We start from the raw sequence: 16,598 nt of genomic DNA, 5'->3' as shown, positions 1-16,598 counted from the left end.
GTGGCCCGCGGCCTGTGTGAGCCGCGGGCCACCGGGTCCGATCTGGCGGGGCAACCGCTTCGATCTACAGGACGGGCGTCGCCAGGGCCAGGTCCACCGTCACCGGGTCGTCGCCCCCGTGGTGGGTGGCCGACGACTCGAAGGGGGCGTGGCCCGCGGCCGTCGCGGTCAGGACGTAGGCGCCGCCCCGCGGCACCGGCACGGTGTACCGGCCGCTCTCATCGGTGCGGGCCGAGCCCGCCCGGCGGCCGTGCCCGTCGATCAGCGTGACCTCGGCGTGGGCCACGGGCGCGCCGCTCGCGCCGACGACCAGACCGTGGAAGGCGGCCAGCGCCTCGGTGGCCCGTTCGAGGACCGCGTCCTCCTCGCTGCTCGCGCGCAGCTGGAGCTTGGCGGCGGGGCGGCCCTTGGGCAGGAAGACAGCGAGCGTCAGTCCACCGGCCACGGCGGCCGTCGCGATCAGGAACGAGACGCGGAAGCCGTGCATGGTCGGGAGCGCGACGGGGCCGAAGTCCTTCGAGGTGTTGGCGAGCACCATGCCGATGACGGCGCTGGACACCGATGTGCCGATCGAGCGCATCAGGGTGTTGAGGCCGTTGGCCGCGCCCGTCTCGGACGGGTCCACCGCACCGATGATTAGGGCGGGCAGCGAGGAGTAGGCGAGGCCGATGCCCGCGCCGACGACGATCGAGATGACGATGGTCTGCCAGACCTCGCTCATCAGGCCGAGCCCCGCGCCGTATCCGATCGCGATGATCACCATGCCGAGGATGAGGGTGGTCTTCGGGCCGTACTTGGCCGAGAGGCGGGCGTAGACCGGCGCCGTCAGCATCATCGTGAGGCCCAGCGGCGCCACGCACAGACCGGCCACGACCATCGACTGGCCGAGGCCGTATCCGGTGGCGGAGGGAAGCTGGAGCAGCTGCGGGAGCACCAGCGAGATGGCGTAGAAGGCGACGCCGACCATCATGGAGGCGAGGTTGGTGAGGAGCACCTCGCGCCGGGCGGTGGTGCGCAGGTTCACCAGCGGCGCCTCGATGCGCAGCTCCATCACGCCCCACAGGACCAGGACCAGGACCGCGGCGCCGAGCAGGCCGAGCGTGGTGGCGGAGCCCCAGCCCCAGTCGCTGCCCTTGGTGATCGGGAGCAGCAGCAGGATGAGACCCGCGGAGAGGCCGAGCGCGCCCAAGACGTCGAAGGTGCCCTCCGCCCTGACGTCGCTCTCCGGCACGAAGAGGAGGGTCAGCAGGATGGCCACCACACCGAGGCCCGCGGAGCCGAAGAAGAGGGCGTGCCAGTTGGTGTGCTGGGCGACCAGGGCGGCGAGCGGCAGTGCGAGCCCGCCGCCGACGCCTATGGAGGAGCTCATCAGGGCCATGGCCGAGCCGAGCTTCTCGCGGGGCAGCTCGTCGCGCATGAGGCCGATGCCGAGCGGGATGGCGCCCATGGCGAAGCCCTGGAGGGCGCGGCCGGAGATCATGACGAGGAGGTCGCTGGTGAAGCCCGCGATCAGTGAGCCGATCACCATGATGGCGAGGCTGGCCAGCAGCATGCGGCGCTTGCCGTACAGGTCGCCGAGGCGGCCCATGATCGGGGTGGCCACGGCGCCGGCGAGCAGCGTCGAGGTCATGACCCAGGTGGCGTTGGAGGGTGAGGTGCTGAGCAGCTGGGGCAGGTCCTTGATGACCGGCACGAGCAGCGTCTGCATGACCGCGACCGTGATACCGGCGAAGGCGAGTACGGGGACGACACCGCGAGTGCCGCGCGATGCGGCCTGCTGGTCGGTCGTCGGCTGGGACATTACGAGGTCCTCCGGAGCGGGAAGTGATCGGCGGCGGCACCTTGCCGGTACGCGTACCTCAAACCAGTTTCCCGGGGCGACTATTCCAGTGAACTCCGTTGAATTCCGCACCTGTACGAATCTTGACCTGGATGGGAAGCGCTTGACCCTTTCATTGCTTCGCCATTGGCCGGATCCCGCCGGAGGCCGGGCAGGGACGGCGCGCCGCCGTGCGCGGGACACCGGGAGCCGGGCCCCGCGCACGGCGCCGCGGCCCGGAGCGCTCAGCCCCGCCGGCCGTAGGCGCCGCCCGCCCTCACCGCGCCCAGAACGGAAGGCGCGGGCACGTGTTGGCACACGTGTAGTTGCCCGGCATGAGGAGACCCGCGTCGTCCTCGTAGTTGTCGCCGCCCACGAAGTACACCTCCGGCACCCAGCCCCACCTGCCGTTGTCGGCCTTGGTGCTGCCCCACCAGTTGTTGGCCGCCGATCCGAGCCGGAAGTCACCGCCCTTCATCTCCGTGACGAACCAGTTGGCCGCGCCGCCCTGTTCGAGGTACCCGACGACGGGAGCGCTCGCCGAACGGCTGGCGTAGACCGGGACGTGCCCTTGGGTCAGGTTGCAGAACTTGACCTCGGTACCGGGCCAGACCCGTCCCGTATCGGGGTCGGTCAGGTCCCTCTTGGCCGGGCTGTGGCAGGGCACGTTGTCGGTCGCGTACGACGTGGGCACCGCGATGGCGCCGAGCCCGGCCAGGGCCAGGACGACGGTGGCGAGTCCGCGCTTGAAGTAGATCATGTAGCCCTGAACGATCAAGGCGGAACCGGGTCACGCCCGTAGCCGCCGCCGTGGGGGCCTCCTCCACCACGGCGGGGCCAACGGGCCGGGGCTCAGCGGGCGGCCCGGCCCGCCGACGGCAGATAGCGCGGTGCGCGCCAGGCCCGCAGGTGCTGCTCCACCGCGCCGCCCAGCGACAGCAGCCGCGCGTCCGCGCGGTCACCGGCCATCAGCAGCAGGCCGACCGGAAGCTCGCCCACGGACCCGGCGGGCACGGACAGCGTGGGGTAGCCAGCGACGGCCGCCGGGGTGGAGGACGGGATCACGTCGTTGTCACCGCGTGCGCAGTCGGTCGTCCAGGCCGGCGGGTTCGTCGGGGCGGCGATGGCGTCCAAACGGTGGGCGGCCAGCGTCTCGTCGATCGAACGCCGGGACAGGTCCTTCAGCTCCGCGCGCATGACGCGGTACTTCGGGTCGGTGGTCGGCGGCGCGGCGAGGGCCTGCTCGAACAGCTCCTGCCCGGCGAAGCAGGTCCGCTCCCGGGCATGGGTGCGGTTGAACGCGATCAGCCCGGCGAGGTCGCGGGGGCCGCTCCGCGTACCGAGGTACGCGTCGATGTCCCGGTGGAACTCGCTGAGCAGGGCCGGGAATTCGAGCTCGGCCAGCCGGTCCTGGTACGGGGGCGTCACCTCGACGACCTCGGCACCGGCAGCCCGCAGTTCGGCGGCGGTACGGGTCATCAGCGCATCGACGTCGGGGCCGAGCGAAGGTAGGCGCCAGAGCCCGATGCGCTTGCCCCGCAGTCCGTCCCGGCGGTCCCCCGCTTTGCCCGGACGCGCCCCCTGTCCGGCCCGCGCGTCGGAGGCCGACGCGTCGCCCAGGCCGGCGGGCAGCCCGCCGGTCAGCACGGAGAGCGTCAGCGCGGTGTCGATGACGTTGCGGGCCATGGGCCCCGCGGTGTCCTGCTCGGCGGAGATCGGCACGACGCCCCGCCCGCTCACCAGGCCCAGGCTCGGCTTGAGGCCGACCACTCCGTTCATCCCGGCCGGGCAGACGATGGAGCCGTCGGTCTCGGTGCCGATCGCCACCTGGGACAGCGACGCGGCGAGGGCGGCGGCCGACCCCGCGGAGGATCCGCACGGGTTGCGGTCCAGGACGTACGGGTTGCTGGTCTGCCCGCCGACTGCCGACCACCCCGATGTCGGCTTCGCGGCCCGGAAGTTCGCCCACTCCGACAGATTGGTCTTCCCCAGGATCACCGCCCCGGCCGCCCGCAGCCGCCCCACCAGCGCGGCATCGGCGGCGGGCGGGCGCCCTGCCAGCGCGAGCGAACCTGCCGTGGTCGGCAGGTCCCGGGTGTCGATGTTGTCCTTGAGCAGTACGGGAATCCCGTCGAGCGGTCCGCGCAGACGGCCGCCGCGATGCCGGGCGTCACTGGCCGCGGCCTGCCGCAAGGCGGACGGGTCGGTGTACAGCACCGCGTGGATCTTCGGATCGACGGCCGCGATCCGGCGCAGATAGGCGCGGGTGAGCTCCAGCGACGTCAGGGACCCCTCGTCCCTGCGCGCCTGCAGCTCCGGAATCGTCACGGTGTCGAGATCGATTCCCTGAAGAGACGAGGATCCGGGCGGCGGCGCGTCCGAGGCGCCGATGCCCTGCGCGTTCGAGCCGGGCGCGCCCGCCAGCAACGACCCGGCGACCAGAGCGGTGATCAGTGCGGCAACTCCACTCATTCTCATGGGACTCAGCGCACTACACCCTCACCGTCCGGCGCAAGGGGCCCCCGGGCCGAGCCTCCTGTCCGGACGGCCGCGCACCACCGCTCGGCGCACGCAGGGGCACGGGCCGCCGGGGCACGGGCAGAGGGGCCACGAGCCACAGGCGGACGGGCCACGGGCCACCAGGACACGGGCCGACTGGCCAGGGCCGATGGACCACGGACCGGCGGGGCATGGACCGGCGGGTCACGGCCGACGGCTCAGTCGATGCAGAATTCGTTGCCCTCGATGTCCTGCATCGCGATGCAGGACTCGTCGAAGCCGTCCGCGCGCATCACCTGCACACACACCGCGCCGAGCGCGACCAGCCGTGCGCACTCGGCCTCCAGCACGGCGAGGCGCTCCTCACCCACGAGCCCGGTACCGACCCGCACGTCCAGGTGCACCCGGTTCTTGACGACCTTCCCCTCGGGAACGCGCTGGAAGTACATCCGCGGCCCGACGCCAGAGGGATCCATGCAGACGAACGCCGCTCCCCGACGCTCGGCGGGCAGCGACCGATCGTACGCGCCCCAACTGTCGAAACCTTCCGGCGGCGGCGGTACGACGTAGCCCAGCACCTCACACCAGAAGCGGGCGACGCGCTCCGGCTCGGCGCAGTCGAAGGTGACTTGGAACTGCTTGATCGTTGACATCGACGCACCATAGCAGGGGTCGAGTCGGTCAATTCCCGTGCCGGATATGCCTGTTGTCGACATGACGACCATCTCAACCCTCGGGGCCTTCCATACCCGCTACCCCCGTCACCAGGGTCATCCATTCGTATGACCCCAGGGTCAGCCGCCCGGACCGGCCAGGGCAGCCGAGACGTCGACGGTCCCGTCGCGGGTGCGGCGCCAAGATGGATACCGGACTCGCGTCGCCCGGCCCCGAGGGTGCTCGGCCCGATGGCGGTGTCCACGAGCGCAACCCTGTCGAAGAGGAGCAACCGCATGACCCCCCACAGCCAGAGCCAGGACCTGCTCGTCGGCGCGGAGCGGGGTGACGTCGACGCCGTGCGGGCCGCGCTCGGCGGCGGTGCCGACATCGAGGCCCGTGACCAGCACGGCCGTACGCCACTCCTGCTCGCCGCGATCGGCGATCACGTGGCAGCCGCAGAGGTACTGGTCGCCGCCGGTGCCGACCCCGATGCGCAGGACGACCGGGACGACAGCGCCTGGCTGGTCACCGGGGTCACCGGTAGCGTCCCTATGATGCGCGTCCTGCTCCCGGCGGGCCCCGACCTGCGGCTCCGCAACCGCTTCGGCGGCGTCTCCCTCATCCCGGCCGCCGAACGCGGCCATGTCGAGTACGTACGTGCCGTGCTGGACGAGACCGACATCGACGTCGACCACGTCAACCGTCTCGGCTGGACCGCACTGCTGGAGGCCGTCATCCTCGGCGACGGTGGCCGCGCCCACGAGACGATCGTGCGGCTGCTCCTCGCGGCCGGGGCGACTCCCGGTCTCGGTGACCGCGACGGGGTGACCGCGCTGGAGCACGCCGAGCGGCGCGGCTTCACCGGGATCGCCGCACTTCTGAGGGCCGCGGGATGAGGCCGGCCGCCCTGCTCACGGCCGCCTCCGCGGTGGGCGTGCTGGTCCTCACCGGCTGCACCGCCTCGGCCGACCGGGACGGGCGGGCCGATGCGCCCGTATCCACGCCGGTCCTGCAGTCACCGCCGCTTCGCGCTCCCGCGCCGGACCGCCCCGGAGCCGAAGGCGGCGACGGCACCCTCCTGGTGAGCGACTTCGGCTCGGACACGGTCACCTTCGTCGATCCGGCCAAGGGCGCCACCGGCTCGGTGAAGGTGGGAGTCGCCCCGTACGGTCTGGCGCTGGGCGGCGACGGGCGCGCCTGGGTCGCCACGGCCGAGGGGGTCGCGGTCGTGGACACCCAGCGCCGCGCACTGCTCGCGCGGATCCCGTACCGGACACCGGGGCTCGGGCCCGTCACCGGAGGCGAGTACCGGGGCGGGGGCATGGGCATCGCCCTCGCGCCGGACGGCCGACACGCCTATGTGGGTGTCAACGTGCCGAATGGAAAAGGGGTGTTGGAGACCATCGACACCACGACTCTGAAGGTCACGGATGCCGCCCCCGTCGGCCGCAGGCCCTTCGACGTGGACGTCGCCCCGGACGGCCGCGAGGTCTACGCGACCGGCCACGACTCCTTCGACGTGACGGTCGTCGACACGCACAGCCGGCGCACCCGCCGCATCGAGGTGGCCCCCTACGGCACCGAGGGCGGCCTGGGCTCATGGCTCAAGCCGCACTACACGGCCGTACGGCCCGCCGACGGACGCCTCCTCCTCCCCTTCGAGGGCGAACGGCTCGTCGTCGTCGACCCGCGCACCGGCGCCTCCACCATCGAGCGCATGACGGCGAACACCCATCAGCACGGTGCCACGGTCACCGCCGACGGCACACTCCTCGTCGTCGGCACGGGGCCCATCGACCCGTCCGAGGACGACGGCCCGTCGCTCACCGTGCGATCCCCCGATGGCCGGGAAACCGTGATCCCACTGCCCGGCCCGCACGAGAACGTGACGGTCTCCCCCGATGGCCGCACCGCCTACGTCACCGGCGGCTTCACCCGCGACGGATACTGGAACGGCATCACCCTCGTCGACCTCAAGAGCCGTGCCATTTCCCAACTGCCCGTAGGGTCGCGCCCGCTGGGCATTGCGGTACTCAAGGCGCCGGGCGACTCCGAGCCGTAGCCGTTCTCACCCAGTGGCCACATACGGTCTGACGCGGAGCCTCGGCGAGTGCCCGTCCGTACGGGAACACGGCCCGGGTTACTGTGGCGCACCACAGGACTGTCACCGAACCGTCCTCGTCTCCGCACGCCACAGATCGCTCGTCCCGCCTGGAGGAAACCGTGGCCATGCCCGCGCGTACGCCCGCCGACCCGATGCCGAGCCACCGCGCCGTCGAGAACCTGATCGGGCGGTACGCCGAGCTCGTCGACGACGGTGACTTCGCGGGTCTCGGGGACCTCCTCGCCGACGCCACCTTCACCGGCAGCGGCGCACCCGTCAGAGGCCGCGCCGCGATCGCGGAGATGTTCCAGGACACCGTCATCCTCTACGCCGACGGCACACCGCGGACCCAGCACGTCACCACCAACATCGTCATCGACGTCGACGAACAGGCGGGCACGGCCGTCTCGCGCTCGTACGTCACCGTGCTCCAGGCCCTGCCCGGTCTGCCGCTGCAACCCATCGCGGGTGGCCGCTACCACGACCGTTTCGAGCGCCGTGACGGAGAGTGGCGCTTCACCGAGCGGCGGGTCCGCATCACCCTCGTCGGCGATGTGAGCCACCATCTGCGCCCGGTCGGCGCGGATCGCTGACCCCGCATCGCCTCCCCGCCCTGCGGACAGCAGCCATGGAGGACGACGAGCGGTGGGCCCCGCACGCCTTCGCCGCCCCTTGGCTTCAGGTCATCCGGCCCTGCCCCGGGCGGAGTTGGTGCGGGGCGGCGCCTCGCCCAGTACCAGACGGGCGGCGGACGCCCATGTGACCGAAGCGGCGAGACGGGAGCGTACCGCGTGCATCCGCTCGAACGCCTCGTCCCGGCCCGTCAGACACTTCTCGATGCGATCGGCCCATCCCCGGGCGTCCTCGTCGAAGTCGCCGGTGACCGGGACGATCAAGTGGTCGGCCTCCGCACCGAGTTGTTCGCGCAGCAGCTGCGCCAGGCCGCTCTGGTCGCTGACCAGCACCGGCACCCCGCGCAGGATCGCCTCCTGCCCGACGAGGCCGAACGCCTCCGAGCGGGAAGGCACGACCACCAGCGCGGCGCGCAACATGTCGGATTCCAGTCTGCGCGGGTCGGTGGAGTAGGGGCGCACCACCACGCGAAGGCCCGGGCAGGCCGACCAGTCCCGGATGAGCTGCTGCTGTTCGTCGGCCTTCTCCGGCGGTGCCCCGCGCACGAACAGCTCGATCGGCTCACCCGCCGTTCTGGCCCTCAGCTCGTGCACCATTCCGCTGGCCCGTGCGGCGAGGTCGACGCCCTTGAGCCGGACGTCCTCGGTACGGCCGACGAACAGGATCTTGTGCAGCCCATCAGGCGGGGGGCGGCGGCACGCGAAGGCGTTCGCCGCGCTCCCCTCGACGAGCGCCGCCGTGGCCGAGGCCCTGTTCGTGGGTGAGTCGAAGCCGGGGTCCAGACGCAGCGGTTCGGGAACTTCCGCGCCCCACAGTTCGTTGCTGAAACGGCGTTTCAGCGCGGGGCCGACGGCGACCACCCGGTGGGCCGTGAGCCCGAGCTCGCGCTCGATCTCGGTGCGTTCCTCCGCCTGCCGCGCTCGGTCGACACCGTCGCCCAGCTTGTGCCATTCGATCTCGTCCGGCGCCATGTGGACGAAGTGCAGCCGTCGGGCGTTGGGGAAGAAGTCCTCCTTGAGGTGGGCGGCGGCCGGGCCGGTGATCCGGGCGTGCCCGATGACCAGGTCGGGCTCGACGCCGTGCGGGAGGGCCGGTCGGCGGGTGAGCCGGCCGTACTCCGGTGCGCCGGGCGCGCCGGGGTGGGTTAGCAGGGTGACGTGCTTCTCCTTGGCGTCCGCCACCTCGGAGGCGTCGGCGTCCAGCACGATGCAGAAGACCTGGGCACCGGCGGTCGCCATCGCCACGCACAGGTGACGGTTGAAGGTGCTCAGGCCGCCCCGGCCGGAGGACCACTCGGTGGCGACCACCAGGACGCGGGTCTGCTCCGCCAGGACGTGGGCGGCGGCCAGTTCGGTGGCGCTCACCCGGCCCAGGACGGAGTCCGGGACGCCGGGGTCCGAGTCCGGCGGATCGAGGACGAAGTCATGGCCGTACGCGTCGTCCCCGTCCTCGTCGGCGGCCACGTCCTCGTCCGTGGTCATGCCCGTCTCGACCTCGGCGTCCGCGCCCACGTCCTCGTCGGTGGCCGCGTCCTCGTCCGCGGCACCACGGGTGTCCCCGGCCCAGGAAGCGTCGGCCGGGCGGAGGCCGACGCTGTCGTCCAGCGCCCGGGACAGCGGCTCCGGTGCGGCGTGGTCGAGGTAGGAACCGTCCCGCACCACTTCGTCGAGGATCCGCCCGGCGGCGGCGTGGGTGGCGAGGTGTTCGAGGATGTACGGGTCCGCGCCGGCCCAGTCCCGTCGCCCCTCCGCCGTACGCGGCACCAGGCGGACCAGTTCCCGGGTCATGCGCCGCTGCTGGTCCCGCTCGTCGGTGGACGCCCGCAGGAACTCGGCGAACGAGACGTGGAAGAGGCGGTGGACGGTGGACCCGTCGGGCCTGGTGCTGTCGACCACGAGGGCGTCCGCCCGCTCGCGGAACCGCCCGAGCTCCTCGGCCGTGCACACCTCGCCGGTGAGGGCCTCGACCAGTGGTGCCCAGAGTCGGTCGGGCAGGCCGGTCCCCTGTGCGTAGGCGAGGGGCAGCATCAGATGTGTCGAGAGTGCCTCGTCCGGGCCGAGGCGTTGGACGAGGCCCCGGAACAGGGAGGAGAGGTCCCCCGGGCCGGAGAGCATGTCGTCGGGTGTCACCAAGCCCGACGCCAGCAGCTGCACCATCAGGAACGAACGGTCCGCTTCAGCGTCGGCCTGGCGCTCAAGTTCTCCCAGTACGGCGGCGGTCCGGCCGGGATCCGCAGCCAGGCGGTGGGCGACTTGGCGCAGGGCGTCCTCGTCCCGGTACTCGGCCGAGTCGAGGTCGAGCACCTGCACATCCGGTCCCAGCGACTCCAGTTGGGCCGCGCGGGTCGAGACGAGGAGACGGACGGCGGGAGCGCGGCCGAGCGCACGGACGAAGGCGGGGAGACCGGCGTCGTACGCGGACGGAGAGATCTCGTCCAGCCCGTCGAGGACGACGACGACGGGGTCGGTCCGTGTGCGCAGTGCCTCAAGCACCCCTGCGGGGCTCGACTCCGGGGGCAGGCCGAGGGCGGCGGCCAGGTCGGAGGCGAGCGCGGGCGGTCCGCCGACTCCCCCGCCGCTGAGCGGGATGACGGCCAGACCCGGTGGGGGCAGCGTCTGGGGCGCGGTGTTCATCCGGGCCGCGCTGTCGAGGTCGGTCAGGGCCAGGAAGCGGCCGAGCAGGGCGGTCTTGCCGGAGCCCGGCGCTCCGATCACCGCCAGCGGCGGCACCGGGTCGCCGGGGGCGGCCCGCACCCAGGAGGCGATCCGGGCCAGGGCGTTGGTGCGCCCGACGAAGAGGTCACCCGGCTCGGCGGGGTGCGCCACGCCACGGGCGCGCGGGCCGAAGTGGCTGCTGAGCTCGTGCCGCAGACGGGCGACACCAACGGGGTCCAGGGCGTCTCGCGGCAGGTCCGGCACGTACTGGGGGTTGGGGAAGAACGCCTCGGTCCCCGAGATCCGGCGCCCGACGTACGAGACTTCCTCGGCCGCCCCCTGGCGTCTGATGTGCCGTTGCACTCCCTGGAACACGTCCACGACGGGGAGGTAGCGCCGCCTGGGCCCCGCGTCCGAGTGGGTGAGCGCATGCTCGAAGGTGTCCACCAGGGACACCTGGGTCTCTGGGTTCCGGTTCCGCGTGATCACGTGGTGGGCAGTGTCGTGAAGCCGGGAGTCGACGTGGGGCACGTCCCACCCGGCCATCGCGCGGTGAGCGACTCCCGACACGCACGCGTCGAGAACCAGCAGCACGCTCCCGACCCCGCTGTCGATGATCCTTTCGGAGAGTTCGCTGACGGCCAACGCCGTGTACGCGCGCTCCGGTTCGCTGTCCGAGGTGAGCAGATGGAGACGCGCCCCGTCCGCCAAGCCGTGTCCCGCGAAGTACACGATCAGCAGATCGTCCGGCCCCAGCCGGGCGTCCCTGCTCCAGCGCGCGACGCCGTAGCGCAGCTGCTCGGCGGTGGGAGCCGTGCCGAGTTCAGTGAGCACGCGTTCGTACCCGAAGCGCGCGAGCAGTACGGCCATCTCGTCCGCGTCCTGCCCGGCCCGGGGGAGGTCCGGCAGACGCGGTGAGCCGTAGTGGGACACGCCGACCGCGACCAGATACCGGCGCCCCTGGTCCGTACGGTGACGACCGCCTTCGCCTGCGTCCACGCCCGCCCCCTCGCTCCGGCACACGAGCGGGACCCCTGCCGCCGCTGCCGGTCCGACACTAGGGCAACCCGCCCGTCCTCCGCGGCGGTTCGCCGGGAACTCATCGCGCCGAAGCGGGCTCCAGCGGCAGGCATTCGGCGAGGAGGTCGACGATGTCGCGCCACGCCCGTCGCGCGTGCTCGGGGTGGTGGCCGACGCCGGGCACGGTGGCGTGTTCGACGGGAGGGTGGTGGAAGGCGTGCAGGGCTCCGCCGTAGACCACCAGGCGCCAGTCGACGCCGGCGGCGCGCATCTCGGCGGCGAACGCGTCGCGTTGGGCGGCCGGCATGATCGGGTCCTCGGATCCGACCCCGGCCCACACGGGGCAGCGGATGCGGGCGGCCTCGCCGGGGCGGCCGGTGTTGAGTGCGTTGACGGTCGCGATGGCCCGGAGGTCGGTGCCGGCGCGGCCGAGCTCCACCGCGATGGCACCGCCGGTGCCGTAGCCGATGGCGGCGACCCGGTCGGGGTCGCTCCTCGGTTCGGCGCGCAGCACGTCGAGTGCCGCGTGGCCGATGCCGCGCATCCGGCCGGAGTCGGCGAGCAGCGGCATCGCGCGGTCCAGCATGTCCTGCGGGTCGGTCAGCACGCGCCCTCCGTGGAGGTCGAACGCCAGGGCCACATAGCCCAGTTCGGCCAGGGCGTCGGCGCGGCGGCGTTCCACGTCGGTCAGGCCCATGCCCTCCGGCCCGACCAGGACGGCGGGCCGTCGGCCGGTACCCGCGGGGAGCGCGAGGTGCCCGATCATCGTCATGCCGTCGGCCGGGTAGGCGACCGTGCGGGTGGCAATCGTCGTCATGCCGCTCGACGGTAGTGAACGCCGGGTCCGTCCGGTCCGGTCTTCACTGTCGGCGGAACGGCCGGGCGCGGACCGGCCCGCCATCAACCCTCCGCTCGTCACTCATCACCACCGCTCGTCACCCACCGCAGAGCGGCATGCTCCAAAGCGGGGCCGTCTCGGCGGCCGGGTGGAAAGTGATCAAGTCGAGATGCCGCACGAGCAACCGTGACCTGCGCGTATGCGTCGCGTAGGGCATGGAACGCGAATGGCTCTTCTCCCTCATCCCCCTCACCATCGGTGTGGCCTTCCTCGGCATCGGCGTCCATGGCCTGCGCCGCACCAACGCGCTGCGGCGCGACGGTGTGAACGCCACCGGCCGGATCGTGCGCCACGAGGTGAGCCGCAGCGACGAGGGCACCAGGTTCCACCACCCCGTCGTGGCGTGGACGACACCGGACGGGCGCCCGTGCGAGTACGCGTCGAGGTTCGGCCGTACGTCCCTCGGGGGCGGCTTCGGGGTGGGGGCGCGGGTCACGGTGCGGTACGCCCCCGATGCGCCACAGCGTTTTCTGATCCTGGGCTGGGACAAGAAGGTGGTCGACGTCGTGTTCACCGTGCTGGGAGCGGTCTTCGCGGCGGGCACGGTGGCGGCCCTGCTCATCCGTCTACTCACCCTCTGAACTACGGCCCGCCGCTCCCCGCCACCGACCGATGGGCGCACCGACGCCTTGACCCCGCGTCAGCTCCCGGCGGCGAGCAGGGGCAGCAGGAGCGCGGCGGACCAGCTGAAGTTCGACGCCTTCAAACCCTCCCCGGTCAGCGGGTCGTAGTTCTCCCTGATCGGCCCCTCCCCCAGCAGCCCCTGCGCACCTGCGGTCAGGCGCGCGGCCAGTGTGTCCGCGTCGCGGCCGAAGCCGTAGCCGCGCAACCCGGCGAGGGCGAAGTACGCCTGGTCGAGCCAGACCGGGCCGCGCCAGTACTGCCGCGCGGAGAAGTACGGCGAACTCCTCGCCACCGTGGGAAGGGGCATCGCCGTGGCGAACTCGTCCTGGTCCAGCAGTCGTTGACGTACTGCGGTGGCTTGGGCGGGGCTCGCGAGGCCCGCCCACAGCGGGATCGCGCCCTCGATCCCCCGGCCCCGGTCCGTCAGCCGGGTTCCCGTGCCGAGCGCGGTGTCGTAGAACCAGCCGGTCGCCGGGTCGTACATCCGCTCGCGTACGGCCTTGGCGGTGGTGGCCGCCCTGGCGTGCCAGGCGTCCGCCGCCGACCGCTTCCCCAGCTCCGCCGCGATCATCGCGAGATAGCGCTGGTCGGCGGCGAGGTAGGCGTTGAGGTCGACGGACTCCTGGGTCAGCGAGTAGCCGGTGAGCCGCCCGGAGCCGTCGCGGTTGGGGACCACCGAGGTGCCCAGCGCGGCGTCGAAGCGCGGGGCGTTGTCCATGCCGCTCTCCCAGGCCGCGGCCAGCCGCTGCTGGGCGGGCGAACCGTTGGCGGGATCGACGGTGGCCCCGTACTCCGCGAGCCCGTTGTGGTCGTGGTCCCGGTTGCGGTACCACCAGTCCTCGTACGCGGCGAGTTTGGGGTACACCTCGCGCAGGAAGTCCTTGTCGCCGCCGCGCCGGTAGACCTGCCACACCGACCAGGCGCCCAGGGGCGGTTTGCTGTTGCGCTCGTTCCAGTTGGTGCCGCCGCGCTGCGGGTCGTTGTAGAAGACGACGTCGGGGATCATGCCCGCGTCCTGCGGCCGGGTCGTCGAGCCGGGCCGTACCTGATGGTCGAGGACCGAGCGGATCTGCGTCCGGGCGAGCGCCGGGTCGAAGCGGGCCGTGCCGACCGCCTGCTTCCAGGTGTCCCAGGCCCAGAAGCCGCCCGCGAACCACTTGTACGACACGGACGGGGTGATCCCGTCGTGTGCGAGGGCGCCTGCGGCGCTGCGCCAGTTGGTGACGAGTGTTTCCAGCGCCTTGACGGCGAGCCGCCGCTCGGCGACGGGAACTCCGGCGGTCACACCGTCCACGTATCCGCGCCAGCGGGCGTCGACGGCCCGGACGGTCCGGTTCGCGTCGGCGAGGACCCGCTCGGTCGCGGTGGCCTCCGCCGTGTGTTCGGCCGTCGTGAACGTATAGCTCTCCGTCCAGTCCAGGGAGCGCTGGGCGCCGGGTGCGAGGGTGAACGGGCGGGCCAGTTCCGTACGGTAGGAGTCGCCGTTCACCGTCGTCCGCACCGGGTCCGCGTGCCGGACCTCGAAGCGTTCGGTGCCGTCGGTGAGGAAGTCGTCCGCCGCGCGCACCTTGGCGAAGCCGACGGCCACGCCCCTGGGCGCGGCCATCAGCGAGAGCGCCTGGCGCAGGGGCTCCTCGGCGGGCCGCAGCAGGGTGCCGGTCCAGTCGGCGCGCAGGGTGCGCGGGACACCGCCGGTGTTGCGCACGGCCGCGCGCACCAGTGCGGTGCGGTGGGTGGCGTAGCGGAGTTCGAGCGTGAACCCGAGGCCGCCGCCGAGGTCGTACGCCTGGAACAGGGATCCCGGGCGGGAGGTGAAGCGCGGCTCGCCGCCCCCGGCGAGGTCCAGGGTGCGACCCCGCTCGCTCAGCCCGATGCGGCTGAAGGCGGTGCTCAGCCACCAGGGGTATTCCTGGGCGATGTAGAGCGGGCCGGTGAATCCGCCGTAGCCGCTCGGGGCGCCCGTGGCGGGCAGGGCGTAGGCGTGCCAAGCCCCTTGATCCGCGAAGACGTTGACCGGGTTGTCGTCCTGCGCGTCCCCGGGCAGCGCGGCCACGGGAGCACCTCGCAGGTCGAGCACGTCGTCGTAGCGGTCGCGACCGGTGCCCCCGGCCGGCTCGTGGGCGGTGCGGGCCGTGACTCGGGGCCCGGCGTCGGCCGGGAACTGGAGGCAGGCCAGGGCCAGTACGAGGGCGAGGACGAAGAGGGCACGCGGGGGTGGCCGCACCGGCGGACTCCGTTCTTCGAGGGGGGTCCCGGGGTGTGTTTGACGGGAGCTGCTTCACGGGATCTGCTTGACGGGTTCGGCGTGCTCGGCCGGAGCGGCGACTCACCGCCCCTCGGCCGTGGTGGCGCCGCCTACAGCCAGCTCACGCGCATGCTGGTGGCCTGCGGGCCCGCGTCCCCCGGCGGACGGCCGAGTTCGCCCGACCACACGCGGTCCAGGAGGCGGCGGACGGTGTCCGTGATCTCGGGTGCCGCCGTGCGCAGGGCCTCCGCGTCGGCCGCCGGGATGTCCTCCGGCGCGATACGGGTCTCCTTCAACAGGCTTTCCAGATGGGTGAGTTTGTCGGTGAGCCACACCAGCGGGTCACGGGTCAGCTCCTCGACGAAGACGCGCGGCCCCGGGTCCCAGCCGTGGAACTCCGGGTGGTGGTGGGTGCGGTCGAAGGTGCGCGGGGCGGCGTCCGCGTCCTGGAGGAGGTCCACCCGCCACAGCGGGCGGGCGATGGTGAGGGGCCGTGCCGCGTAGATGGTCCCGGTCAGCTCGCCGCGCTCGAAGACCCGCAGTTCCAGCCGGACACCGCGCTCGGGCGTCTCCTGGCCGGGCGAGGGGTCGGGATCGATGAAGTACAGATCGCCCACCACGACGCCGACCCGCTCGAAGCCGAATGCGTACAGCACGTCAACCACCTCCACGACCGCTCGCGGAACCCCTGCCTGTGCGCCGTCGAGCCTACGGTGGCGGGGGTGTCGTCAACAACGGCACGGCAGGCCACATTGTCGCCACCGCTCCCGGGCGCCGCCTTCCGCCGCACACGGTGGAGGCCCGCGCCCCTACGGCCGACGGGCCATCAAGTGGGCGTCGAGGAAGCCGCGTTCGGAGGCCGGGTCGTGGAGCAGCCGGGCGAAGGGGACGAGACCCGCGGCGGTCAGGAGCTCGGCGAAGCGGTCCACCGGCCAGCTGTACGCGGGCGCCACCTTGTGGTCGAAGCGGACCGGTTCCGGTGCGTCGGTCGCGAAGAACGAGACCAGGAGCAGACCGCCGGGTGCCAGGACGCGCACCTGCTCGGCGAGGAGCGCGGGCAGCTCCCCGGGCGGGGTGTGGATCATCGAGTAGTGGGCCAGCACACCGCCGAGCGCGCCGTCGGCGACCGGCAGCGCCTCCATCCGCGCCTCGTCGAACCGCAGCTCCGGCTCGGTCCTTCGGGCGTGTGCCACCATGCCCGGGGAGAGGTCGAGACCGAAGGCGTCCAGTCCCAGCTCGTGCAGCATGGCCGTCATGTGTCCGGGCCCGCACCCGACGTCGGCCGCCCGTGGGTTGCCGGACGCGCGCACCAGTTCCGCGAAGGTCGCGAGCATGGCCCGCGTGAACGGCTGCGTCTCCAGCCGACCGGCGAACAGCGACGCGTACAGCTCCACGACCCCGTCGTAGGCCGCCCTGGTCTCCTCCTGGTGCTCCGCCACGGGGAG

At 72.6% G+C, this 16,598-nt stretch carries 13 protein-coding genes; 4 read left to right on the top strand and 9 right to left on the bottom strand.

Annotation, left to right across the window (positions count from 1 at the left end; translation table 11 throughout):
- Nucleotides 1-64: 64 nt before the first annotated feature.
- From AB5J87_RS34180 to AB5J87_RS34165, 4 genes are all read right to left on the bottom strand, one after another.
- Nucleotides 65-1,801: an MFS transporter gene (locus AB5J87_RS34180; RefSeq protein WP_369382587.1), complete on the bottom strand. Its 1,737-nt coding sequence runs from the start codon at nt 1,799-1,801 to the stop codon at nt 65-67.
- 295 nt (nt 1,802-2,096) lie between these two features.
- Nucleotides 2,097-2,597 (bottom strand): hypothetical protein, encoded by a 501-nt coding sequence (locus AB5J87_RS34175; protein ID WP_369382585.1) that lies wholly within the window; start codon nt 2,595-2,597, stop codon nt 2,097-2,099.
- 74 nt (nt 2,598-2,671) lie between these two features.
- Nucleotides 2,672-4,297, bottom strand: a complete 1,626-nt coding sequence (locus AB5J87_RS34170) for an amidase (protein ID WP_369382584.1) — start codon at nt 4,295-4,297, stop codon at nt 2,672-2,674.
- Nucleotides 4,298-4,536: 239 nt separating this feature from the next.
- Nucleotides 4,537-4,971, bottom strand: coding sequence for a VOC family protein (locus tag AB5J87_RS34165; protein ID WP_369382583.1), 435 nt, complete (start codon nt 4,969-4,971; stop codon nt 4,537-4,539).
- Between the two features lie 297 nt (nt 4,972-5,268).
- Between AB5J87_RS34165 and AB5J87_RS34160 the strand changes: the two genes are divergently transcribed.
- The 3 genes from AB5J87_RS34160 (at nt 5,269) to AB5J87_RS34150 (ending at nt 7,672) form a co-directional block, all read left to right on the top strand.
- Entirely contained in the window at nt 5,269-5,871 is a 603-nt protein-coding gene (locus AB5J87_RS34160) for an ankyrin repeat domain-containing protein (protein WP_369382582.1), read from the top strand.
- Entirely contained in the window at nt 5,868-7,037 is a 1,170-nt protein-coding gene (locus AB5J87_RS34155; protein WP_369382581.1) for a hypothetical protein, read from the top strand. Before AB5J87_RS34160 ends, AB5J87_RS34155 begins: the two co-directional genes overlap by 4 nt.
- 167 nt (nt 7,038-7,204) lie before the next feature.
- Complete coding sequence (locus AB5J87_RS34150) at nt 7,205-7,672, top strand: nuclear transport factor 2 family protein (protein WP_369382580.1); 468 nt, start codon at nt 7,205-7,207, stop codon at nt 7,670-7,672.
- A gap of 90 nt (nt 7,673-7,762) precedes the next feature.
- On the opposite strand, the gene AB5J87_RS34145 is transcribed toward AB5J87_RS34150, so the two are convergent.
- A complete protein-coding gene (locus tag AB5J87_RS34145) occupies nt 7,763-11,365 on the bottom strand; it encodes a glycosyltransferase (RefSeq protein WP_369382579.1) in 3,603 nt (1,200 codons plus the stop codon).
- Between the two features lie 100 nt (nt 11,366-11,465).
- On the bottom strand, nt 11,466-12,203 hold the full coding sequence (locus AB5J87_RS34140) for a dienelactone hydrolase family protein (protein WP_369382578.1): 738 nt from the start codon (nt 12,201-12,203) through the stop codon (nt 11,466-11,468).
- A gap of 236 nt (nt 12,204-12,439) precedes the next feature.
- Between AB5J87_RS34140 and AB5J87_RS34135 the strand changes: the two genes are divergently transcribed.
- Complete coding sequence (locus AB5J87_RS34135; protein ID WP_369382577.1) at nt 12,440-12,865, top strand: DUF3592 domain-containing protein; 426 nt, start codon at nt 12,440-12,442, stop codon at nt 12,863-12,865.
- 59 nt (nt 12,866-12,924) lie between these two features.
- Here the strand turns inward: AB5J87_RS34135 and AB5J87_RS34130 are convergent, their stop codons facing one another.
- The 3 genes from AB5J87_RS34130 to AB5J87_RS34120 all read right to left on the bottom strand — a co-directional run bounded on the left by AB5J87_RS34130 (nt 12,925) and on the right by AB5J87_RS34120 (nt 16,592).
- A complete protein-coding gene (locus AB5J87_RS34130) occupies nt 12,925-15,132 on the bottom strand; it encodes a trehalase family glycosidase (RefSeq protein WP_369382576.1) in 2,208 nt (735 codons plus the stop codon).
- A gap of 131 nt (nt 15,133-15,263) precedes the next feature.
- Entirely contained in the window at nt 15,264-15,809 is a 546-nt protein-coding gene (locus AB5J87_RS34125) for a hypothetical protein (protein ID WP_369382575.1), read from the bottom strand.
- A gap of 153 nt (nt 15,810-15,962) precedes the next feature.
- A complete protein-coding gene (locus tag AB5J87_RS34120; protein WP_369382574.1) occupies nt 15,963-16,592 on the bottom strand; it encodes a class I SAM-dependent methyltransferase in 630 nt (209 codons plus the stop codon).
- Nucleotides 16,593-16,598 lie beyond the last annotated feature (6 nt).

Source organism: Streptomyces sp. cg36 (assembly GCF_041080675.1).
Lineage (GTDB): Bacteria > Actinomycetota > Actinomycetes > Streptomycetales > Streptomycetaceae > Streptomyces.
The sequence above is the reverse complement of the archived record's forward strand: the minus strand, read 5'-3'. Positions and strand labels throughout refer to the sequence as shown.

What these genes read in the sequence shown, in the direction of transcription:
- AB5J87_RS34180 (WP_369382587.1), bottom strand. Translation starts at nt 1,801, where the DNA reads ATGTCCCAGCCGACGACCGACCAGCAGGCCGCATCGCGCGGCACTCGC.
- AB5J87_RS34170 (WP_369382584.1), bottom strand. Translation starts at nt 4,297, where the DNA reads ATGAGAATGAGTGGAGTTGCCGCACTGATCACCGCTCTGGTCGCCGGG.
- AB5J87_RS34165 (WP_369382583.1), bottom strand. Translation starts at nt 4,971, where the DNA reads ATGTCAACGATCAAGCAGTTCCAAGTCACCTTCGACTGCGCCGAGCCG.
- AB5J87_RS34160 (WP_369382582.1), top strand. Translation starts at nt 5,269, where the DNA reads ATGACCCCCCACAGCCAGAGCCAGGACCTGCTCGTCGGCGCGGAGCGG.
- AB5J87_RS34155 (WP_369382581.1), top strand. Translation starts at nt 5,868, where the DNA reads ATGAGGCCGGCCGCCCTGCTCACGGCCGCCTCCGCGGTGGGCGTGCTG.
- AB5J87_RS34150 (WP_369382580.1), top strand. Translation starts at nt 7,205, where the DNA reads ATGCCCGCGCGTACGCCCGCCGACCCGATGCCGAGCCACCGCGCCGTC.
- AB5J87_RS34140 (WP_369382578.1), bottom strand. Translation starts at nt 12,203, where the DNA reads ATGACGACGATTGCCACCCGCACGGTCGCCTACCCGGCCGACGGCATG.
- AB5J87_RS34135 (WP_369382577.1), top strand. Translation starts at nt 12,440, where the DNA reads ATGGAACGCGAATGGCTCTTCTCCCTCATCCCCCTCACCATCGGTGTG.